Raw genomic sequence first — 19,282 nt, forward strand, 5'->3', positions numbered from 1 at the left:
AGCGATCGCGTAGCGTAATCAACTACGCGATCACTAGTGGAGTAGTACACGGCATAGGCTGTGGGCGGTTTTATGGCTGCCTTAATGATGCTTTTTGAAAAGCTGCCAAGACAGTTGCTCCCACATTGTTTTTTGGGTGGGGTTGAAATGGCATCTGTCCATCACAAACTATTGATTTGCAAAGCAGCCGTAATCACCGCTTACCGATAGCCCAGCGCTCTGCTAAAATGCGCCGCCTTATCTGTCTGTAGGCTGCACTGTGCCATTTACCTGGGTTGATTGGGCGATCGTTGCAATCGTCGCCATCTCCGCTTTGATCAGTCTAAGCCGCGGCTTCGTAAAAGAAGCTCTGTCGTTGCTGACCTGGATCATCGCAGGAGTCGTAGCCTGGATGTTCGGTGGTTCACTGTCGGTCTACCTGGCCGGATACATCGAGACACCTTCGGCTCGCGTCATCGCGGGCTGCGCCATCATGTTCATCGCCACGCTGCTGGTGGGGGCAATGGTCAATTATCTTATTGGCGAGTTGATACGTGTCACCGGCCTCTCCGGGACCGATCGATTTCTCGGCATGGCCTTTGGCGCCGCGCGTGGCGCGTTGCTGGTGGTTGTGGCGGTCGGGCTGTTGAGCCTGGGGCCAGTACAGCAGGATTCGTGGTGGCAGGAGTCGGTACTCGTGCCAAAATTTCTATTAGTTGCCGATTGGTCCAAGAACCTCATTCTGGGGTGGAGCAGTCAGTGGCTGGCCAGCGGAATCAGCGTACCCGCTGATCTTCCGTTCAAGGAACACCTCTTGCCGGCCAACACGCCGCAGTAAGTTGTGTTCAGTCAAGATTCATTAAGTAGGGGTTGCGTCGCATGTGTGGCATCGTCGGTATCGTCGGTAAGTCGAACGTCAATCAGGCGCTGTATGACGCGCTAACCGTCCTCCAGCACCGCGGCCAGGACGCTGCCGGTATTGTGACCAGCCACGACGGCCGGTTATTCCTGCGCAAGGACAATGGCCTGGTACGTGACGTGTTTCATCAGCGTCACATGCAGCGTCTCGTCGGGCACATGGGCATTGGCCATGTGCGTTACCCGACTGCCGGTAGCTCGACTTCGGCCGAAGCTCAACCGTTCTACGTCAACTCGCCTTACGGCATTACCTTGGCGCATAACGGCAACCTGACCAACGTTGAACAGCTGGCCAAGGAGATTTACGAATCTGACCTGCGCCACGTCAACACCAGCTCCGACTCGGAAGTGCTGCTGAACGTGTTCGCTCACGAGCTGGCCCAGCGCGGCAAGCTGCAGCCGACCGAAGAAGACGTGTTTGCTGCCGTTACTGACGTGCACAACCGTTGCGTCGGTGGCTACGCCGTCGTAGCGATGGTGACCGGCTACGGCATCGTCGGTTTCCGTGACCCGCACGGCATCCGCCCGATCGTGTTCGGCCAGCGTCACACCGACGAAGGCGTCGAGTACATGATCGCGTCCGAAAGCGTGTCCCTGGACGTGCTGGGCTTCACCCTGATCCGCGACCTCGCGCCGGGCGAAGCGGTGTACATCACCGAAGACGGCAAGCTGCACACCCGTCAGTGCGCTGTGGCGCCGAAACTTACCCCGTGCATTTTCGAACACGTCTACCTGGCGCGTCCGGATTCGATCATCGACGGCGTTTCGGTGTACAAGGCGCGCCTGCGCATGGGTGAGAAGCTGGCCGAGAAGATCCTGCGCGAGCGTCCTGAGCACGACATCGACGTGGTGATCCCGATCCCGGACACCAGCCGTACCGCTGCACTGGAGCTGGCCAATCACCTGGGCGTGAAGTTCCGCGAAGGCTTCGTGAAGAACCGTTACATCGGCCGTACCTTCATCATGCCGGGCCAGGCAGCACGCAAGAAATCGGTGCGCCAGAAGCTCAACGCCATCGAGCTGGAGTTCCGTGGCAAGAACGTGATGCTGGTGGATGACTCCATCGTGCGTGGCACCACGTGCAAGCAGATCATCCAGATGGCCCGCGAAGCCGGTGCGAAGAACGTGTACTTCTGCTCCGCAGCCCCAGCGGTGCGTTACCCGAACGTGTACGGCATCGACATGCCGAGCGCCCACGAGCTGATCGCCCACAACCGCACGACCCAGGACGTTGCCGACCTGATCGGCGCCGATTGGCTGATCTATCAGGATCTGCCGGACCTGATCGAAGCAGTGGGTGGTGGCAAGATCAAGATCGAGCAGTTCGACTGCGCGGTGTTCGACGGCAAGTATGTGACCGGCGACGTCGACGAGGCCTACCTGAACAAGATCGAGCAGGCGCGTAACGACTCGTCGAAGATCAAGACCCAGGCGGTCAGCGCGATCATCGATCTGTACAACAACTGAGTAGACACCGGCCCTGAGGGGCCGGTTTTGTATCTTAAATAAAGAATTGAGTAAGGAGTGGCAGCATGAGTCAGGAATGGGATGCCGGTCGGTTGGACAGCGACCTCGATGGCGTAGCTTTCGATACCCTGGCTGTGCGCGCCGGTCAGCACCGCACGCCGGAAGGTGAGCACGGTGATCCGATGTTCTTCACTTCCAGCTATGTATTCCGTACGGCCGGTGATGCGGCTGCGCGCTTTGCCGGCGAAGTGCCGGGCAACGTCTATTCGCGCTATACCAACCCGACCGTACGTGCGTTCGAAGAGCGCATTGCGGCCCTGGAAGGCGCTGAGCAGGCAGTGGCCACGGCGACCGGTATGGCGGCGATCCTGGCAGTGGTGATGAGCCTGTGCAGCGCGGGCGACCACGTGTTGGTGTCGCGCAGTGTGTTCGGCTCGACCATCAGCCTGTTCGAGAAGTACTTCAAGCGCTTCGGTATCGAAGTGGACTACGTGCCGCTGGCGGATCTTTCTGGCTGGGACGCGGCGATCAAGGCCAATACCAAGCTGTTGTTCGTCGAGTCACCGTCCAACCCGCTGGCCGAGTTGGTGGACATCGCGGCGTTGTCCGAAGTGGCTCACGCCAAGGGCGCGATGCTGGTGGTCGACAACTGCTTCTGCACCCCGGCATTGCAGCAACCGTTGAAGTTGGGCGCGGACATTGTCGTGCACTCGGCCACCAAGTTCATCGACGGCCAGGGTCGTTGCATGGGTGGCGTGGTTGCCGGTCGCGGTGAGCAGATGAAGGAAATCGTCGGCTTCCTGCGCACCGCGGGCCCGACTTTGAGCCCGTTCAACGCGTGGATCTTCCTCAAGGGCCTGGAAACCCTCAGCCTGCGCATGAAAGCCCATTGCGCCAACGCGCAAGCACTGGCCGAGTGGCTGGAGCAGCAGGACGGTATCGAGAAGGTGCACTACGCCGGCCTCAAGAGCCACCCGCAACACGAGTTGGCCCAGCGCCAGCAGCGTGGTTTCGGTGCGGTGGTGAGCTTTGAAGTGAAGGGCGGCAAAGACGGCGCCTGGCGCTTTATCGATGCTACGCGCCTGATCTCCATCACCGCCAACCTGGGCGACAGCAAGACCACCATCACTCACCCGAGCACCACGTCTCACGGGCGCCTGGCGCCGCAAGAGCGTGAAGCGGCGGGCATTCGTGACAGCCTGATCCGCATCGCGGTGGGCCTGGAAGATGTGGCCGACTTGCAGGCTGACCTGGCTCGCGGGCTGGCGGCCTTGTGATCGAGTGGTCCATGGAGGCAGCGGCGGCGACTAACGGGCGTGTCGCGTTGGTGACGGGTGCTGCCCGTGGTATCGGCCTTGGCATTGCTGCCTGGCTGATCAGCGAAGGCTGGCAGGTGGTGTTGACCGACCTGGACCGTGAACGTGGTTCCAAGGTGTCCAAGGTGCTGGGGGAAAACGCCTGGTTTATCACCATGGATGTGGCTGATGAGAAGCAGGTCGCCCAGGGCGTTGCCGAGGTGCTTGGGCAATTTGGACGCCTGGATGCCTTGGTGTGCAATGCGGCGGTGGCCGACCCGCGCAATATCACCCTGGAAAGCCTCGACCTGGCCTACTGGAACCGCGTGCTCGCGGTGAATCTCAGTGGGCCGATGTTGTTGGCCAAACATTGTGCGCCGTACCTGCGTGCCCATGGCGGTGCCATCGTCAACCTGGCCTCAACCCGCGCTCGTCAGTCTGAGCCGGACACCGAGGCCTATGCGGCGAGCAAGGGCGGTTTGCTGGCGCTCACTCACGCGCTGGCCATGAGTCTTGGTCCGGAAGTGCGAGTCAACGCTGTAAGTCCTGGCTGGATCGACGCGCGCGATCCTGCTGCACGGCGTGCCGAGCCTTTGACCGACGTCGATCACGCCCAGCATCCTGCGGGCAGGGTCGGCACGGTAGAGGATGTGGCGGCAATGGTGGCGTGGTTGCTGTCGCGCCAGGCCGGGTTTGTCACTGGGCAAGAGTTTGTCGTGGACGGTGGCATGAGCAAGAAGATGATTTACAGCGAGTAGGGTAGGTAGCTGTCTTGAAGTAATTTTGTCTTTTTCAGAAAAACTTCAAGCAGGCTATTGACTTAGGTCCGTTACCTGCGTAAATTTCGCGGCCTCAACGAAGCAAAGGGTGATTAGCTCAGCTGGGAGAGCATCTGCCTTACAAGCAGAGGGTCGGCGGTTCGATCCCGTCATCACCCACCACTTCTTGAGAGTTTTGCCTTAGGGCAAGACGCAACGTTAAAGGTTGCACCGACGCGCAGCGGTAGTTCAGTCGGTTAGAATACCGGCCTGTCACGCCGGGGGTCGCGGGTTCGAGTCCCGTCCGCTGCGCCATATTTTCCAGGTCTGACTTGTCGGGCTTGAGATCGAACAGCCAAGGCTGGTTGGTCAGATGTTTAAAGACGGTTTGGGGGTTTACGCCCAAGCGGTCAAGCGATACGCAGCGGTAGTTCAGTCGGTTAGAATACCGGCCTGTCACGCCGGGGGTCGCGGGTTCGAGTCCCGTCCGCTGCGCCATATCTGCTCCAAGGCCCACTGAACGCCTTGAAGCACAAAGAAAGCCTCTGGCTGCTTTGATCCGATAGCAAAGACCCTGGTCGAAAGACCGGGGTTTTTTGTGTCTGCGATTTTGTTCACTGACACTATCAGGTCAAAAATGTGGGAGCGGGCTTGCCCGCGATAGCGGTGTATCAGTTGGTGAATATGTTGACTGATCCGGCGCCATCGCGGGCAAGCCCGCTCCCACAATTAGATTGGGTCAGAACCCCAGCTTATCCCGCAGCCCGTAGTACCAAGCCCCCAGCGCCGCAAACGGCGTACGCAGTAGTTGCCCACCCGGGAACGGGTAATGCGGCAGGTCGGCAAACGCGTCAAAACGCTCTGCCTGGCCCCGCAGTGCCTCCGCCAGTACCTTGCCCGCCAAGTGCGTGTACGTCACGCCATGGCCGCTACAGCCCTGGGAATAATAGATGTTGTCGCCCAGACGGCCTACCTGCGGCAAACGCGATAGGGTCAGCAGGAAATTGCCGGTCCAGGCGTAGTCGATCTTCACGTCCTTGAGCTGCGGGAATGCCTTGAGCATTTTCGGGCGGATGATTGCTTCGATGTTCGCCGGGTCGCGTGCGCCATATACCACGCCGCCGCCGAAGATCAGGCGTTTGTCGCTGGTGAGGCGGTAGTAGTCGAGCAGGTAGTTGCAGTCTTCGACGCAGTAGTCCTGTGGCAGTAATGTCTTCGCCAGCTCATCGCCCAGTGGTGCCGTGGTGATGACCTGGGTGCCGCATGGCATCGACTTGGCTGCCAGTTCCGGCACCAGGTTCCCCAGATAGGCGTTGCCCGCGACGATGATGAACTTGGCCCTGACCTTGCCCTCGGCGGTGTGTACCACTGGATTGGCGCCACGCTCGATGCGCAGCGCTGCCGATTGCTCGTAGATCGTGCCGCCCAGGGACTCCACTGCCGCCGCTTCACCCAGTGCCAGATTGAGTGGGTGAATGTGCCCGCCGCTCATGTCCAGCAGCCCGCCCACGTAGTTGTCACACGCCACGACTTCGCGGATGCGGCGCTCGTCCAGCAGTTCCAGTTGCGTATGGCCATAGCGCTCCCACAGGCGCTTCTGCGACTCCAGGTGCCCCATGTGCTTGCTGTTGAGTGCGGCAAACACGCCGCCGTCCTTCAGGTCGCACTGGATCTGATATTTGGCGACCCGCTCGCGAATGATCCGGCCGCCCTCAAACGCCATCTGCCCGAGCAATTGTGCCTGCTGGGGGCCGACGCTGCGCTCGATGACGTCAATGTCTCGGCTATAGCTGTTGACGATCTGCCCACCGTTACGGCCCGACGCGCCAAACCCTACCTTGGCGGCTTCCAGCACCGTCACGCGAAAACCGTTCTCGAGCAGGAACAGCGCGCTGGAAAGGCCGGTATAGCCAGCGCCAATTACGCACACATCGGTTTCGACATCTCCTTGCAGCACTGGGCGAGGAGGAACCGCATTCGCGGACGCGGCGTAATACGACTGGGGGTAGGGGGTGTTCGCCATCCTGGAACCTCTGTTTTATATTTTTTACGAGTGCCCCGATCCTACCTGAGTTGAAAATTGCCTGCCAGCCACCCGAAAACCATGGGTATCCCCGGCTCAAATAAATAATTCGCATATTCATAGGGTTAGCTGCAAAAAAGATGTTGACACCCCTCCGGAATTCCGTAGAATGCCGCCTCACAGCAGGCACGTAGCTCAGTTGGTTAGAGCACCACCTTGACATGGTGGGGGTCGTTGGTTCGAGTCCAATCGCGCCTACCAAACAAAATCCGCTCTGCTGGGCGGTCTAGAAAGGCTCACCGAAAGGTGGGCCTTTTTTTGTTGTCTGGGATTTGCAAATGGCTGCAGGTGCTTGGCCTGCAACCAGGCGCGAGGCTTGGGCGTGCGAATTCACTGGTCAGGCTGGATCGCGCGCAATAGTGTTTCTCGCAAGGCCAACGGCTGCGGTGATGGCTGCCCGGGCTTGTGGACTGTTTTTCCAGCAGGTCGAACCTACTGCGGCTGAGGCTTGCATCAGAATGTCACTGACATTGGATTCTCCAAGCGCGGACAGTGATTCGATACCCATTTGCTCAAGTCGAGCAATGACGGTCGGCCCTACGCCCTTGAGCGCAAGCAGCAGAACTCTTTCTTCCGGTGAAAACGGCATCCACAAAATCCTTTTTGGGCGTTGGGGAGGGAGGAATATCCTGGGCAAACGAAGGCAGAGTCGCAACGACTCCTGCGGGGAATCTATATAGCCTGGGCGTATTGATCAATCAGCAAAAAAGCTGAGCCACCGATAGCAGGCAGATGATCTGTACAACCATCTGGCAGCGAATCTCACCATTTGTTGTCGCCATACCCATTTGTCCGGCGTACATAGTGGACTACCTCTTCGTCAGCAAAGCGATGCACAGAAATGCGCTATCGCACGAATGAGTATAGGTGCTGTGTGAGATTCTTCATGGTTACGCCGACCAGGCGCGATTTGGCACGCTTTCTCCCGCCCCCGCTGGCAGCCATACTGAGCGACGTTTTCGTCTCATGCAGGAGGTCGCAATGGAATTGGCAATGGAAGTGTCGTTCAACGTATCCGAACAGGAGCGCGAGGCAATCCTCAAGCCGCTGCGCGCTTACAACCTCAGTATTACCGGGGAAATGCCTTTCGAAACTGTCGGGATTTTACTGCGCGATCCAGATAGCCAAGAAGTTGTTGGGGGGCTTTACGGGAAAATTTCCTACGGCTGGCTGTTCGTTGAGTTGTTGAGCGTCCCGGATCAGATGCGCACCCAAGGTACGGGCACGCGGTTGATGCGTACCGCTGAGGACTTGGCGCGCCAGCGAGGGTGTGTTGGGATCTGGCTGGATACGTTCAGCTTTCAGGCCCCCGGGTTTTATCGAAAGCTGGGTTTCAGCGAGTTCGGTCACGTTGCTGACTACCCGCCGGGTCATCAGCGCTTCTTTTTTCACAAGCGTTTCGCGTAAAGCCCCGGGCGCTGATGATCGCCAGCCGGCTTCAGCGCAGCCTCCAATCACTGACAAAATTTATTGGTTTGCAGCAACAATTTTTCTTGTTGGACACCTCCCGCCCCAGGCAGCAAAGTTGCCGCCACTGACGCTCGACCTTCCGGGTCAACAATAAAAAACCGAGCCGACTGCACGCCACTTCTTGCTGTGAACCCTTTGTTCACATCCTGCTGTAATGGCGCCGCAGCGCGCATTTAAGGACTTCACCGTCATGCAAACTGTTGTGAACCTATGGCCGTTGATCGGCGTACTTGTCATCGTGGTTGGCTTTGTCTTGCGCTTCAATCCGCTGTTGGTGGTCACCGCTGCCGCCATCGCCACCGGGCTTGCTGCCCATTTCCCCTTGGAAAAAATCCTCGCCACCATGGGTGATGGTTTCCTTCAGACTCGCGCCCTGCAATTGATCCTTCTGTTACCCCTGGCTGTCATCGGCTTGCTAGAGCGCCATGGGTTGCGCCTGCATGCGCAGAACTGGATCGCACGGTTTGAGCGAGCGACGGTTGGGCGCCTGTTGATCATCTACCTGTTTGTGCGTGAATCCACGGCAGCCATGGGCTTGACCAGCCTGGGCGGGCATCCGCAGATGGTACGTCCGCTGCTGGCGCCGATGGCCGAAGGTGCGGCGGAAAAACGCTACGGCAAGTTGCCGGACAAGGTCCGGCACAAAGTGCTGGCGATGTGTGCGGCGACTGACAACGTGGGGTTGTTTTTCGGTGAAGACATTTTTGTCGCCTTTGGCGCGATTGCACTGATGCACACCTTCCTGCTCGGTTCGGGCATTGATGTAGAGCCGCTGCACATCGCGGTGTGGGGCATTCCCACGGCGATCTGCGCCTTTATCATCCACGCGTTTCGCTTGCATCGGTTTGACCGCAGGCTCACCCGCGAGCTGACGCCGACCGCTACGTCTGTGGAGGCCGTGCAATGATTATCTCCATTCAATATCTGTACTGGTTGGCCGGTGTGCTATTGCTGATCACCGCAGGCATGATCGTGTTGGATCGTAGCCACCCCAAGCGCTGGTCCAGTGCGTTGTTCTGGCTGCTGTTCGCCATTCCGTTCCTGGTCGGGGAGCGCTTGCCGTCGGTGGTCATTGGTGCCGGGGTGGTGGTGATGGCCTTGATCGCCGGGATGGGCGGTGTTGGCCGTGGCCAACATGCCGAACTGCATGACAAGGCCTCCCGTGCCAGCGCTGGTCGCCTAGGACATAAGCTGTTTATACCTGCACTGGCCATTCCCCTGACCACGGTGATTGGCTCGGTATTGCTCAAACACACCGAGATCGGCGGCGTGCCGCTGCTGGACCCGAAAAACACCACCTTTGTGTCTCTCGGCATCGGTTGTCTGATCGCCCTCGGCCTGGCCTGTTGGCTGACGCGCGATACGCCGGTGCAAGCCCTGCGCGAATCCCGGCGCCTGACAGAAGCCTTGGGCTGGGCCATGGTGCTCCCGCAAATGTTGGCGATGCTCGGGTTGTTGTTCAATGAGGCGGGGGTCGGTACGGCCGTCGCCCACGTCACCACCACCTATATCAACCTGGATTACAAGTTGGTGGCGGTAATGGTCTATGTGTTGGGCATGGCGTTGTTCACGGTGATCATGGGGAACGGTTTTGCGGCCTTTCCGGTGATGACCGGTGGTGTCGGCGTGCCGGTACTGGTGGGGATCTACGGTGGCAACCCGGCGGTGATGGCGGCCATTGGCATGTTTTCTGGCTACTGCGGCACGTTGATGACGCCTATGGCGGCGAACTTCAATATCGTGCCGGCAGCGTTGCTGGAACTGCCGGACAAGAACGCGGTGATCAAGGCACAGTTGCCTACGGCGCTGATGATGTTGGTGGTCAATATCGTCCTGCTTTACCTGCTGATGTGAGATCAAGATGCAAACGATACTGCTGACGGGGTTTGAACCTTTTGATCAAGAACCGGTGAATCCGTCCTGGGAGGCGGTGCGCCAACTGAACGGCATGCAACTGGGCGACGATGTACAGATTGTTGCGCACCGGTTGCCTTGCGCGTTTGCCACCGCGGGCGAATACCTGGCCCAATTGATCGCTGAACTGTCCCCGGTGATGGTCATTGCCACTGGCCTCGGCCCGGGGCGCAGCGATATTTCCATCGAGCGGGTGGCGATCAACGTCAACGATGCGCGCATCCCCGACAACTTGGGCGCGCAACCGATCGACACGGCGGTGGTTGTGGGTGGTCCCGCAGCGTACTTCACCACACTGCCGATCAAGGCGATGGTCAAGGCCGTGCGCGAGGCAGGGGGCGCGGCCTCGGTTTCGCAGACCGCGGGTACGTTTGTATGTAACCAGGTGTTTTATCAGTTGCAGCACCTACTGGCCGGGACGGTTGTGCGCAGTGGTTTTATTCATGTGCCCGCCTTGCCGGAGCAGGTGGTTGGATCGGGTCAACCTTCGATGGCGTTGGCGACGCTGGTTGAAGGCTTGCAGGTTGCGGTACGGACGGCGTGGCGTACGCCCATGGATGTTGCGGAGGGCGGCGGACAGGTCAGTTGACCTGTCCGATTGGCCTTAGCTGGAATGCAATCGGATCAACCCGAACGCGATAGCGCATGCAAGGCCGGCCATTGCGAGCGTGGTAGCGACGAAGCATTTGATGATGTTCATCTCCGTTGTCGCCAGGTCTGCCCGGGTGGCGAAGTGTTTTTCAATGGAATCTGCCTTGTTCGAGACGGTTAATAGCTTCTCTTTCATTTCTGTTAACCCCTTTTCCAGTAAACCCAATCGTTTTTCCAGGCCAGAGCCGCCCTCGCTACCTCCAGCGGTTCTTCCTTGAGCCAGAGTGTTCGGGCTACCGAGCTGATGTTGTCTTTTTTCCACTGCGTGACATCCGTTTCAAACAATGTGAGTGAGTGCTTCGGAGGAAAGAATAGTAGGAGTGCGGGCCAGCAGGGGCAGGCAAATTTTTGCAAAATAACACCGTGGCTCTGGCCCGTGGTCTTCAGTCCCCCTGCTCGGTGAGCAGCCAGCGTTTACAAGCATCGATGGCATCCGTAGATTGCTTCGGGCTGATTATTTGTTACCGCCCATGAGGAAGCCACGCAGTGTCCATCCCAGCAGCTCAACATTACCGCGCCTTTCTGTTCGATATGGACGGGACCCTGCTCAATTCCATCGCCGCCGCCGAGCGGGTGTGGAGCAGTTGGGCGCAACGCCATGGCCTGGACGTAGCGGCGTTCCTGGCCACCATTCACGGAGCCCGTGCGATTGATACGATCACGCGCCAGGCATTGCCCGGCGTCGATCCAGAGGCCGAGGCGCAGTGGATTACTGAAGCCGAGATCAATGATGTCGAAGGTGTTGTCGCGATACCTGGTGCCGTTGCATTCCTCAACGACTTGCCGGGCGATCAATGGGCGCTGGTCACGTCTGCCCCTCGGACGTTGGCGCTGCGTCGTCTGCAGGCTGCAGGAATTACGCCGCCTGCTGTGTTGGTGACGGCCGAAGATGTCGCCACCGGCAAGCCAGACCCCGCTTGCTACGTTTTGGGGGCGCAGCGGCTGGGCGTGTCGGTTCAGGAGTGCCTGGTGTTCGAGGATGCGACAGTGGGCATTCGGGCGGGCGAGGCGGCTGGTGCGGATGTGATGGTCGTGACCTCGACGCACCTCAAGCCCATGGTGACGAAGCATCCTTCAATAAACGGGTACGAAAAATTACAGGCCCGGCGTAGCGCCGATGGCTCGCTGTACGTACAGCGCAGGGACGAATGATACGAAGGTCATCAACTCGCCGCTTTGCGTTGCAGCTATTGAGTCGCGCTGCGGCACAACCTACGCCGGATGGTCGCCTGGATGGGCTTGAGGCAGATCGCAAACAGATAGGCGCACAGGAATAAGCCAAGGTCCAGCCACGAACGGGTTTCAGGGCTGGTGGTTTGTTCGGCTCCCAGGCTCAGGCCATATTCCAGCCCTGCGAAGGCTAGCCCAATCAGCAGGGCGATTATCCAGGCACGAATGGCAAAGGGTTGTGTTGATCTGCGCCTCATCGACGTGCTCCTGGCTGCACTCTGATGGCGGGAAGGGGTCAGGAGATTCGGCTCTGAGTTGGCCGACAAGTTCCAGGCGCCGACATAGTTTCATCTTTGCGCGAAGGAACAGCCGAGGCATTCGAACTCACGGAAAGCCTAAGCAGGACTCGGGGTTTTCGCCAGCCGTTACAGTGAACGAAAAGGCTGGCTACTGAGTGCGCGTCAAGGCGTCTGGTTTTTGTCTGGAGCGGTCAGGCCAGCCTGGATGCGTTGGTAAATCTCCTCGCGATGCACGGCAACGTCCTTTGGTGCGTTGATGCCGATTCGTACTTGCTGGCCGCTAACGCCCAGGATGGTGATTGTGATGTCATCACCGATGTTTATGCTTTCACCGACTTTGCGGGTGAGTATAAGCATGGACTTCTCCTTGATTACTTTTAAGGACACATGTTTCAGACAGGGCAGGTGTCGGATGTGTGTAGCTTACTGCTAAGCGCTTCCCTGTGACTGCCTCTTTTAGGACGCATAGAGGCGACATTAATTCCCATGGCGGCATCATACAGGTCTGCGATACATGATTCGCATTGTTTAAGCCAACGTTTATGACGGCCAGAATAGACAGTGAATGATAAAGTTGCCTCTTTATCCTTTAAAGGAGCAGGGCAGTGCGTAAAGTAGCGATGGCAATTGCGGTGTTGGCATTGGCCGGTTGCGGTGAAGGCAAGCGTGTCGATGCCCCCAAGGCCAAGCCTGCCGTGACCGAAAGCCAGCCACAAACCGGTGCGATTGCCGCTCAGGAGTGGGATGTGCGCGTAGGTCCGCCGGACCACAAGTTGCAGGCAATTACCGACCTGACAGCGTGGTTGCTGGAACATGGTTTCAATTTTTATATCGTGAAGGTCGACGGCAAGGACGAAGTGTTCCTGGGGCCTTTTGCGAGCAAGGCTGAGGCTGAGGCCAAGCAGGCGTTGCTTAACGAGAAGATGGCCCGCGCCAAGAAAACCGATACCGAGTCACAGGTTGTCGAGCACCAGGCTGCGCAATAAGGCCGGTTGGGCGGGAGTCCCGCCCACGTTCAGCCGCAGGCCTTGAGGTTTACCGGGCCGACAAATTCATTGCCGCGCCCCATCACGCAGGCCACGGTCTGATTGCGCTGGCGTTCCCAGGTTTGCACCGGATAGGTCTTGTTCCAGGCTTCGTACAGTTGACGATCCTGTTTCGACAGGCGCAAACCGTATTGCTTGCTCATGTAGAAATAAGTGCGCGCAATCATCCCGCGAACCGAGGGGCGCGGCATGACTTTCTTGGCCTTGAAATCCACCTGGGTCAAGCATGATCCGTACTGCCCGCGTTGCACCGGCAGCCAGCCAAAACTGAAGTTGTTACGGTCTCCGTTGACCTCGCCGATGCTTGGCACCAGGTTGTGCAGGTCGGCTTCGGCGCGCTTGAATACATCGTCATGACGCGTGCAGTTTTTGCGCCCGCCGTTTTGCCAGCATTGGCGCTGATGCCCGATCTGCCAGGCTGGGACAATATGCTCCCATTCGATACGTGCAGCGCGGCTGGCGTTTTTGCGTGGGATGTAACCGCAGGCTTTCAGGTCCACGCGGTTGCCCGTGTATTTGCAGCCGCAATAAAACTCGGTGGATTGCGGCGCGTAGAGCGTCCAGGCGATTTTCTTGGCTTCGCTGAACGTGCGAGGCGCTTGCGCGTGGGCGGTGATGGAAAAAAACAGGCAGCACGTAGCAATAAAGCGGGCACTCATTGAATCAATCTTCCTTCGGTACAACCCAGAAAATCTGCACGCCGCCATCATCCCGGTAGGCAAGGGTGACGTTGTCGTTCTCTGCGATTTCCTCCAGCAGGCGCTGCCACTCATCCTCAGGTTCATCCGGCAAGCGGAAGATCAAGGCTGCCTTGGCTTTCTGGGCGTTGGTCGAATTGATGATCTTTTGCACACGAATGGCCAGGCGTTCGTAAGCACCAGGTGGGGTTTGTGCTGCGGAAGAGGACTTTGCCACGGGGGGCTCCTTAGGTAAGCTGTACGTGCATACAGTATTTAACTGCGAGCAATTTCGCAACTGCTTAAAATTCAGGAAGTTCTTCTGATACCGACTTGGGCGGTTTGGTGTAGGAAGGGGCGGTTCTAATGGTGGGCATTTGCGAAGGGAGGCAGGGGCGGGTAGGCCGCCCCTGCCGGGGTGTCACCAGGAATCAATATTCCCAGAACATCCGTTGCAGCTCTTTGCTGTCCTGGGTCTTGGTCAGGGCGACCATCGCGAGGATGCGGGCTTTTTGCGGGTTCAGGTCATGGGCAACCACCCAGTCGTACTTGTCGTCAGGTTGTTCGGCGTTGCGCAGAACAAAACCGCCAGCATTCACGTGGGAAGAGCGAATGATCTGCACGCCTTGTTTACGCAGTTCCTGCAGGGCAGGGACAACCTTGGAAGACACCGAGCCATTGCCGGTGCCGGCATGGATGATGGCTTTGGCGCCAGCCTGGGCAAGGGCCTTGTAGGCCGTGTCGCTCACGTTGCCGTAACCGTAGGCGATTTCGACATCGGGCAGGCTCTTGATATTCTTGATGTCGAATTCCGAGTCCATGGTGTGGCGCTTGGCTGGCAGGCGGAACCAGTAGGATTTGCCTTCAACCACCATGCCCAGCGGGCCCCAAGGGCTCTTGAACGCTTCGGTCTTGATGTTGACCATCTTGCTCACGTCGCGACCCGATTGGATTTCGTCGTTCATGGTCACCAGCACGCCCTTGCCGCGTGCATCTTTGCTGCCGGCCACGGCCACGGCGTTGTACAGGTTGAGCATGCCGTCTGCCGACATGGCGGTGCCTGGGCGCATGGAGCCGACCACGATGATTGGCTTGTCGGTTTTTTCTACCAGGTTCAGGAAGTAGGCGGTCTCTTCCAGGGTGTCGGTGCCGTGGGTGATCACGATGCCGTCCACGTCCTTGCTGTCGGCCAATTCGGCCACGCGACGGCCCAGTTGCAGCAGGTTGTCATTGTTGATGCTCTCGGATGCAATTTGCATCACTTGCTCGCCGCGCACGTTGGCGATCTGGCTAAGCTCAGGGATACCGGCGATCAGTTGTTCGATACCGACCTTGGCTGCCTGGTAGGTGGCACTGTTGGCCGAGCTGGCGCCCGCGCCGGCGATGGTGCCGCCGGTGGCGAGGATCACCACGTTGGAGAGTTTGGTCTTGGTTTCAACGTCCTTTGCCTGGGCGGCAACGGGGAACAGCAGCAGGAGGGCCAGCGCGCCCGGAACAATGTTCTTCAATGCAGATTTCATTATTTTTCTCTCTGGTTTTTGATGAGTGCTGGTGCAGGTTCATCTAGAGCGCCCGGGCGGTTCTGAACGCCGCGAGGTGCAGGGAAAGAGCAGGATCTGTACCAGCCTGACCAAGTTTTCAGTCATAAAATAAGACGTTGATTTATAAGGGATAAAATCGTTTTTTTAAGTTTCGTCAGTGATACGTTGTCCGGCTTTCCGAACAATTGGGCAGTAGCGCGTTCGGTTGTCCGAAAAAATAATCGAATCTTCCCCGGGGGTGTGCGACACCAGCCTCGCAGCCTGTCGTTTTAGAGAACGACCCGGCACCGGCGATGTTTAGGAGCGCTTCTGCGCCGCGTGAAGGCAGAGGCTAGAGGGCTCGCCTGAAAGCGTGCTGGAGACCGTTGACAAATCTCGACAACGTTCTCATAGTTTCAATAACGCAAACGTTTGCGAGATGTTTTGTTGCAGGCGTTGCTTACAATAATCATAAGATCGGAGTGAACCCATGAAGCTGCCATTCGCTGGACGTCTTCTTGCTGTCGCTGTGCTTGCTGCCGCATCCGCTGCTCTACCTCTCTCCTCGGCATTCGCCGATGACGTCGCCAAGCCAAAGGTAGGTCTGGTGATGAAGTCCCTCGCCAATGAATTTTTCGTCACTATGCAAGATGGTGCAAAGGACTATCAGAAGTCCCACGCCGCCGATTTCGACATGATCACCAACGGTATCAAGAACGAAACCGATACCAGCGCGCAGATTGATATCGTCAAGCAGATGATTTTGTCCAAGGTCAATGCCATCGTTATCGCGCCGGCGGACTCCAAGGCATTGGTGAAAGTGCTGGAAGATGCCTCTAAAGCCGGAATCAAAATCGTCAACATCGACAACCGCCTGGACCCGGATGTGCTGAAAAGCAAAAACCTCGACATTCCCTTTGTCGGCCCGGACAACCGCAAAGGCTCCAAGTTGGTTGGCGACTACCTGGCCAAGCAACTGGCTGCAGGTGACAAGGTCGGCATCATTGAAGGCGTACCGACCACGACCAACGCCCAGCAACGCACTGCTGGCTTCAAGGATGCGATGGACGCAGCGGGCCTGAAGATCGTCTCCACCCAATCGGGTAACTGGGAAATTGACGAAGGTCGCAAAGTGGCCTCGGCCATGCTGAGCGAATATCCCGACCTTAAAGCCCTGCTGGCCGGTAACGACAACATGGCCCTGGGCGCAGTCTCCGCTGTCCGCGCGGCGGGCAAGGCCGGCAAAGTGCTGGTCGTTGGTTATGACAACATCGAAGCCATCAAGCCGATGCTGCAAGACGGCCGTGTCCTGGCGACCGCCGACCAGGCTGCGGCCCAGCAAGCGGTGTTCGGTATCCAGAACGCGCTCAAGCTGGTCAAGGGTGAGAAAGTCGATGCCAAAGATGGCGTGATCGAAACCCCGGTCGAACTCGTCCTCAAGAAGTAATCCTGGCAGCACCCAACAGCGTCCGCTCATTGTGAGCGGGCGCCTGGAGATTTTCCTATGTCATCTTCCGCCCCGAACGCTGTCCTCTCGGTCAGCGGTATCGGCAAGACCTATGCCCAACCGGTTCTGTCCGACATCACCCTGACGCTCAATCGCGGTGAAGTGCTGGCGCTGACCGGTGAGAACGGCGCAGGTAAAAGTACCTTGTCGAAGATCATCGGCGGGCTGGTCACGCCGACCACCGGGCACATGCAATTCAACGGGCAAGACTATCGCCCGGGCAGTCGCACCCAGGCTGAAGAGCTGGGTGTGCGCATGGTCATGCAGGAGCTCAACCTGCTGCCGACGCTCACCGTGGCCGAAAACCTGTTCCTGGATAACCTGCCCAGCCATTGTGGCTGGATCAGCCGCAAGCAACTGCGCAAGGCGGCTATCGAAGCCATGGCTCAAGTGGGCCTGGACGCCATTGATCCGGACACGCTGGTTGGCAGCCTGGGCATTGGCCACCAGCAAATGGTCGAGATCGCGCGCAACCTGATCGGCGACTGCCATGTACTGATCCTCGACGAACCGACGGCGATGTTGACCGCCCGTGAAGTCGAGATGCTCTTTGAACAAATCACCCGTCTGCAGGCGCGGGGCGTGGCGATCATTTATATTTCGCACCGCCTGGAAGAGCTGGCCCGAGTTGCCCAGCGCATTGCGGTACTGCGCGACGGCCAGCTGGTGTGCGTCGAGCCGATGGCCAACTACAACAGCGAGCAACTGGTCACCTTGATGGTCGGCCGCGAGCTGGGTGAACACATTGACTTGGGCCCACGTACCCTTGGCGCGCCTGCGCTGACGGTAAACGGCCTGACGCGCTCGGACAAGGTGCGCGATGTGTCCTTTGAAGTGCGTGCCGGCGAGATCTACGGCATCTCCGGCCTGATTGGTGCCGGCCGTACCGAACTGCTGCGCCTGATCTTCGGCGCTGACCTCGCCGACAGTGGCACCGTGGCACTTGGTTCACCGGCCCAGGTGGTGAGCATCCGTTCGCCGGTGGACGCAGTGGGCCATGGCATTGCCCTGATCACCGAAGACCGCAAGGGCGAGGGCTTGCTGCTGACCCAATCCATCAGCGCCAATATCGCCCTGGGCAACATGCCGGAAATCTCTGGCGGCGGCGTGGTCAATGGCCGAGATGAAACCGCGTTGGCCAAGCGTCAGATCGACGCCATGCGCATCCGCAGTTCCAGCCCGGCGCAGTTGGTGTCCGAATTATCCGGCGGCAACCAGCAGAAAGTGGTGATTGGCCGCTGGCTGGAACGCGACTGCTCGGTGATGCTGTTCGATGAGCCAACCCGCGGCATCGACGTGGGCGCCAAGTTCGACATTTATGCCTTGCTGGGCGACTTGACCCGCCAGGGCAAAGCGCTGGTTGTAGTGTCCAGCGACCTGCGTGAGCTGATGCTGATCTGCGACCGCATCGGTGTGTTGTCCGCCGGGCGCCTGATCGAGACCTTCGAGCGTGACAGCTGGACCCAGGACGAATTGCTTGCCGCCGCCTTTGCCGGCTATCAGAAACGTGACGCGCTGCTAAACGACGCAGTGCTTAGGGATACCCCATGAAAACCACCACTTCTCCTGGTAAAACGGGCGGCAACTTCTACGGACTTGGCACCTATCTGGGCCTGGCGGGCGCCTTGTTGGCGATGATCGCGCTGTTCTCGGTACTCAGCGATCACTTTCTGTCCTACGACACCTTCAGCACCCTGGCCAACCAGATCCCGGACCTGATGGTGCTCGCGGTCGGCATGACCTTTATCCTGATCATCGGCGGCATCGACTTGTCGGTGGGTTCGGTGCTGGCATTGGCGGCGTCGGCGGTCAGCGTGGCGATCCTGGGTTGGGGGTGGAGCGTTGTGCCTGCCGCCATACTCGGTATGGCATGCGCCGCGCTCGCGGGTACCATCACCGGTTCGATCACCGTGGCTTGGCGCATCCCGTCGTTCATCGTGTCCCTCGGCGTGCTCGAAATGGCCCGTGGCGTGGCGTACCAGATGACCGGCTCGCGCACGGCCTACATCGGTGATTCTTTTGCCTGGCTGTCCAATCCGGTGGCCTTTGGTATTTCGCCGTCGTTCATCATTGCGTTGCTGGTCATCATCGCGGCGCAATTGGTGCTGACCCGCACGGTGTTTGGTCGCTACCTGATCGGTATTGGTACCAACGAAGAAGCGGTGCGTCTGGCAGGGATCAATCCAAAACCCTACAAGATCCTGGTGTTCAGCCTGATGGGGCTGCTGGCGGGTGTGGCGGCGCTGTTCCAGATTTCGCGATTGGAAGCGGCAGACCCGAACGCGGGTTCCGGCCTGGAGTTGCAAGTGATTGCGGCGGTGGTTATTGGCGGGACCAGCCTGATGGGTGGGCGTGGCTCGGTGATCAGCACCTTTTTTGGTGTATTGATTATTTCGGTATTGGCTGCTGGCTTGGCGCAGATCGGTGCAACAGAGCCGACCAAACGCATCATCACCGGTGCGGTGATTGTGATTGCGGTGGTCCTCGATACCTACCGCAGCCAGCGCGCCAGTCGGCGGGGCTGAACC

General features: G+C 58.7%; 21 protein-coding genes and 4 tRNA genes. 17 read left to right on the top strand and 8 right to left on the bottom strand.

Translation table 11 applies throughout. The annotated features are described in order from the left end of the window. Positions 1–259: 259 nt before the first annotated feature. From J1G37_RS13825 to J1G37_RS13855, 7 genes are all read left to right on the top strand, one after another. Positions 260–817, top strand: a complete 558-nt coding sequence (locus J1G37_RS13825; protein WP_207042512.1) for a CvpA family protein — start codon at positions 260–262, stop codon at positions 815–817. A 41-nt stretch (positions 818–858) separates the two neighbouring features. After that, entirely contained in the window at positions 859–2,364 is a 1,506-nt protein-coding gene (purF, locus tag J1G37_RS13830; RefSeq protein WP_017737850.1) for an amidophosphoribosyltransferase, read from the top strand. Positions 2,365–2,429: 65 nt separating this feature from the next. Next, positions 2,430–3,641, top strand: a complete 1,212-nt coding sequence (locus J1G37_RS13835; protein ID WP_017737849.1) for an O-succinylhomoserine sulfhydrylase — start codon at positions 2,430–2,432, stop codon at positions 3,639–3,641. 11 nt (positions 3,642–3,652) lie between these two features. Beyond that, the gene (locus J1G37_RS13840) at positions 3,653–4,417 is read left to right on the top strand and encodes an SDR family oxidoreductase (protein WP_124525820.1); all 765 of its coding nucleotides are present in this window, start codon (positions 3,653–3,655) and stop codon (positions 4,415–4,417) included. Positions 4,418–4,524: 107 nt separating this feature from the next. Beyond that, positions 4,525–4,600: transfer RNA gene (locus tag J1G37_RS13845), tRNA-Val, on the top strand. A gap of 55 nt (positions 4,601–4,655) precedes the next feature. Further along, positions 4,656–4,732: transfer RNA gene (locus tag J1G37_RS13850), tRNA-Asp, on the top strand. Positions 4,733–4,838: 106 nt separating this feature from the next. Then, a tRNA-Asp gene (locus J1G37_RS13855) sits at positions 4,839–4,915 on the top strand. Between the two features lie 241 nt (positions 4,916–5,156). Here the strand turns inward: J1G37_RS13855 and J1G37_RS13860 are convergent. After that, complete coding sequence (locus J1G37_RS13860; RefSeq protein WP_207042514.1) at positions 5,157–6,440, bottom strand: FAD-binding oxidoreductase; 1,284 nt, start codon at positions 6,438–6,440, stop codon at positions 5,157–5,159. 184 nt (positions 6,441–6,624) lie between these two features. Here J1G37_RS13860 and J1G37_RS13865 point away from each other — a divergent pair. Beyond that, positions 6,625–6,701 (top strand) — tRNA-Val (locus tag J1G37_RS13865). Positions 6,702–6,837: 136 nt separating this feature from the next. Here J1G37_RS13865 and J1G37_RS13870 read toward each other — a convergent pair. Beyond that, the gene (locus J1G37_RS13870) at positions 6,838–7,089 is read right to left on the bottom strand and encodes a helix-hairpin-helix domain-containing protein (protein ID WP_207042516.1); all 252 of its coding nucleotides are present in this window, start codon (positions 7,087–7,089) and stop codon (positions 6,838–6,840) included. Positions 7,090–7,481: 392 nt separating this feature from the next. Here J1G37_RS13870 and J1G37_RS13875 point away from each other — a divergent pair, with 392 nt between their 5' ends. The 4 genes from J1G37_RS13875 (at position 7,482) to pcp (ending at position 10,473) form a co-directional block, all read left to right on the top strand. Continuing rightward, entirely contained in the window at positions 7,482–7,907 is a 426-nt protein-coding gene (locus J1G37_RS13875; RefSeq protein ID WP_207042518.1) for a GNAT family N-acetyltransferase, read from the top strand. A gap of 253 nt (positions 7,908–8,160) precedes the next feature. Next, a complete protein-coding gene (locus tag J1G37_RS13880; RefSeq protein WP_207042520.1) occupies positions 8,161–8,877 on the top strand; it encodes a DUF969 domain-containing protein in 717 nt (238 codons plus the stop codon). Further along, positions 8,874–9,824, top strand: a complete 951-nt coding sequence (locus tag J1G37_RS13885; RefSeq protein WP_017737844.1) for a DUF979 domain-containing protein — start codon at positions 8,874–8,876, stop codon at positions 9,822–9,824. The genes J1G37_RS13880 and J1G37_RS13885 overlap by 4 nt, the downstream gene beginning before the upstream one ends. A 7-nt stretch (positions 9,825–9,831) precedes the next feature. Then, positions 9,832–10,473, top strand: coding sequence for a pyroglutamyl-peptidase I (pcp, locus tag J1G37_RS13890; protein WP_207042522.1), 642 nt, complete (start codon positions 9,832–9,834; stop codon positions 10,471–10,473). Between the two features lie 15 nt (positions 10,474–10,488). Here pcp and J1G37_RS13895 read toward each other — a convergent pair whose 3' ends face one another. Then, the gene (locus J1G37_RS13895; protein WP_242551581.1) at positions 10,489–10,797 is read right to left on the bottom strand and encodes a hypothetical protein; all 309 of its coding nucleotides are present in this window, start codon (positions 10,795–10,797) and stop codon (positions 10,489–10,491) included. 224 nt (positions 10,798–11,021) lie between these two features. On the opposite strand from J1G37_RS13895, the gene J1G37_RS13900 reads away from it, so the two are divergent. Next, positions 11,022–11,687 carry an HAD family hydrolase gene (locus tag J1G37_RS13900; RefSeq protein WP_207042524.1) on the top strand — a complete coding sequence of 222 codons (666 nt, stop codon included), beginning with the start codon at positions 11,022–11,024 and terminating at the stop codon, positions 11,685–11,687. Between the two features lie 35 nt (positions 11,688–11,722). On the opposite strand, the gene J1G37_RS13905 is transcribed toward J1G37_RS13900, so the two are convergent. After that, positions 11,723–11,962, bottom strand: a complete 240-nt coding sequence (locus J1G37_RS13905) for a hypothetical protein (protein WP_207042526.1) — start codon at positions 11,960–11,962, stop codon at positions 11,723–11,725. Between the two features lie 204 nt (positions 11,963–12,166). Beyond that, entirely contained in the window at positions 12,167–12,361 is a 195-nt protein-coding gene (gene csrA / locus J1G37_RS13910; RefSeq protein ID WP_003192511.1) for a carbon storage regulator CsrA, read from the bottom strand. Positions 12,362–12,624: 263 nt separating this feature from the next. Between csrA and J1G37_RS13915 the strand changes: the two genes are divergently transcribed. Continuing rightward, positions 12,625–12,990 (top strand): SPOR domain-containing protein, encoded by a 366-nt coding sequence (locus J1G37_RS13915; RefSeq protein ID WP_207042756.1) that lies wholly within the window; start codon positions 12,625–12,627, stop codon positions 12,988–12,990. 29 nt (positions 12,991–13,019) lie between these two features. Here the strand turns inward: J1G37_RS13915 and J1G37_RS13920 are convergent, their stop codons facing one another. From J1G37_RS13920 to J1G37_RS13930, 3 genes are all read right to left on the bottom strand, one after another. After that, the gene (locus tag J1G37_RS13920; RefSeq protein ID WP_207042528.1) at positions 13,020–13,709 is read right to left on the bottom strand and encodes an endonuclease I family protein; all 690 of its coding nucleotides are present in this window, start codon (positions 13,707–13,709) and stop codon (positions 13,020–13,022) included. Positions 13,710–13,713: 4 nt separating this feature from the next. Continuing rightward, positions 13,714–13,965, bottom strand: a complete 252-nt coding sequence (locus tag J1G37_RS13925; RefSeq protein ID WP_017737837.1) for a DUF1654 domain-containing protein — start codon at positions 13,963–13,965, stop codon at positions 13,714–13,716. Positions 13,966–14,158: 193 nt separating this feature from the next. Beyond that, complete coding sequence (locus tag J1G37_RS13930; RefSeq protein ID WP_124525718.1) at positions 14,159–15,247, bottom strand: asparaginase; 1,089 nt, start codon at positions 15,245–15,247, stop codon at positions 14,159–14,161. A gap of 490 nt (positions 15,248–15,737) precedes the next feature. Between J1G37_RS13930 and J1G37_RS13935 the strand changes: the two genes are divergently transcribed. The 3 genes from J1G37_RS13935 to J1G37_RS13945 are packed head-to-tail and all read left to right on the top strand — an operon-like array spanning position 15,738 to position 19,279. Beyond that, entirely contained in the window at positions 15,738–16,694 is a 957-nt protein-coding gene (locus J1G37_RS13935) for a sugar ABC transporter substrate-binding protein (protein ID WP_207042529.1), read from the top strand. Between the two features lie 57 nt (positions 16,695–16,751). Further along, a complete protein-coding gene (locus J1G37_RS13940) occupies positions 16,752–18,305 on the top strand; it encodes a sugar ABC transporter ATP-binding protein (RefSeq protein WP_207042530.1) in 1,554 nt (517 codons plus the stop codon). Beyond that, positions 18,302–19,279, top strand: coding sequence for an ABC transporter permease (locus J1G37_RS13945; RefSeq protein WP_207042531.1), 978 nt, complete (start codon positions 18,302–18,304; stop codon positions 19,277–19,279). The genes J1G37_RS13940 and J1G37_RS13945 overlap by 4 nt, the downstream gene beginning before the upstream one ends. The last annotated feature ends 3 nt before the right edge of the window (positions 19,280–19,282 follow it).

Origin of the sequence: Pseudomonas sp. Marseille-Q1929 (genome assembly GCF_017316265.1) — a bacterium.
GTDB lineage: Bacteria > Pseudomonadota > Gammaproteobacteria > Pseudomonadales > Pseudomonadaceae > Aquipseudomonas.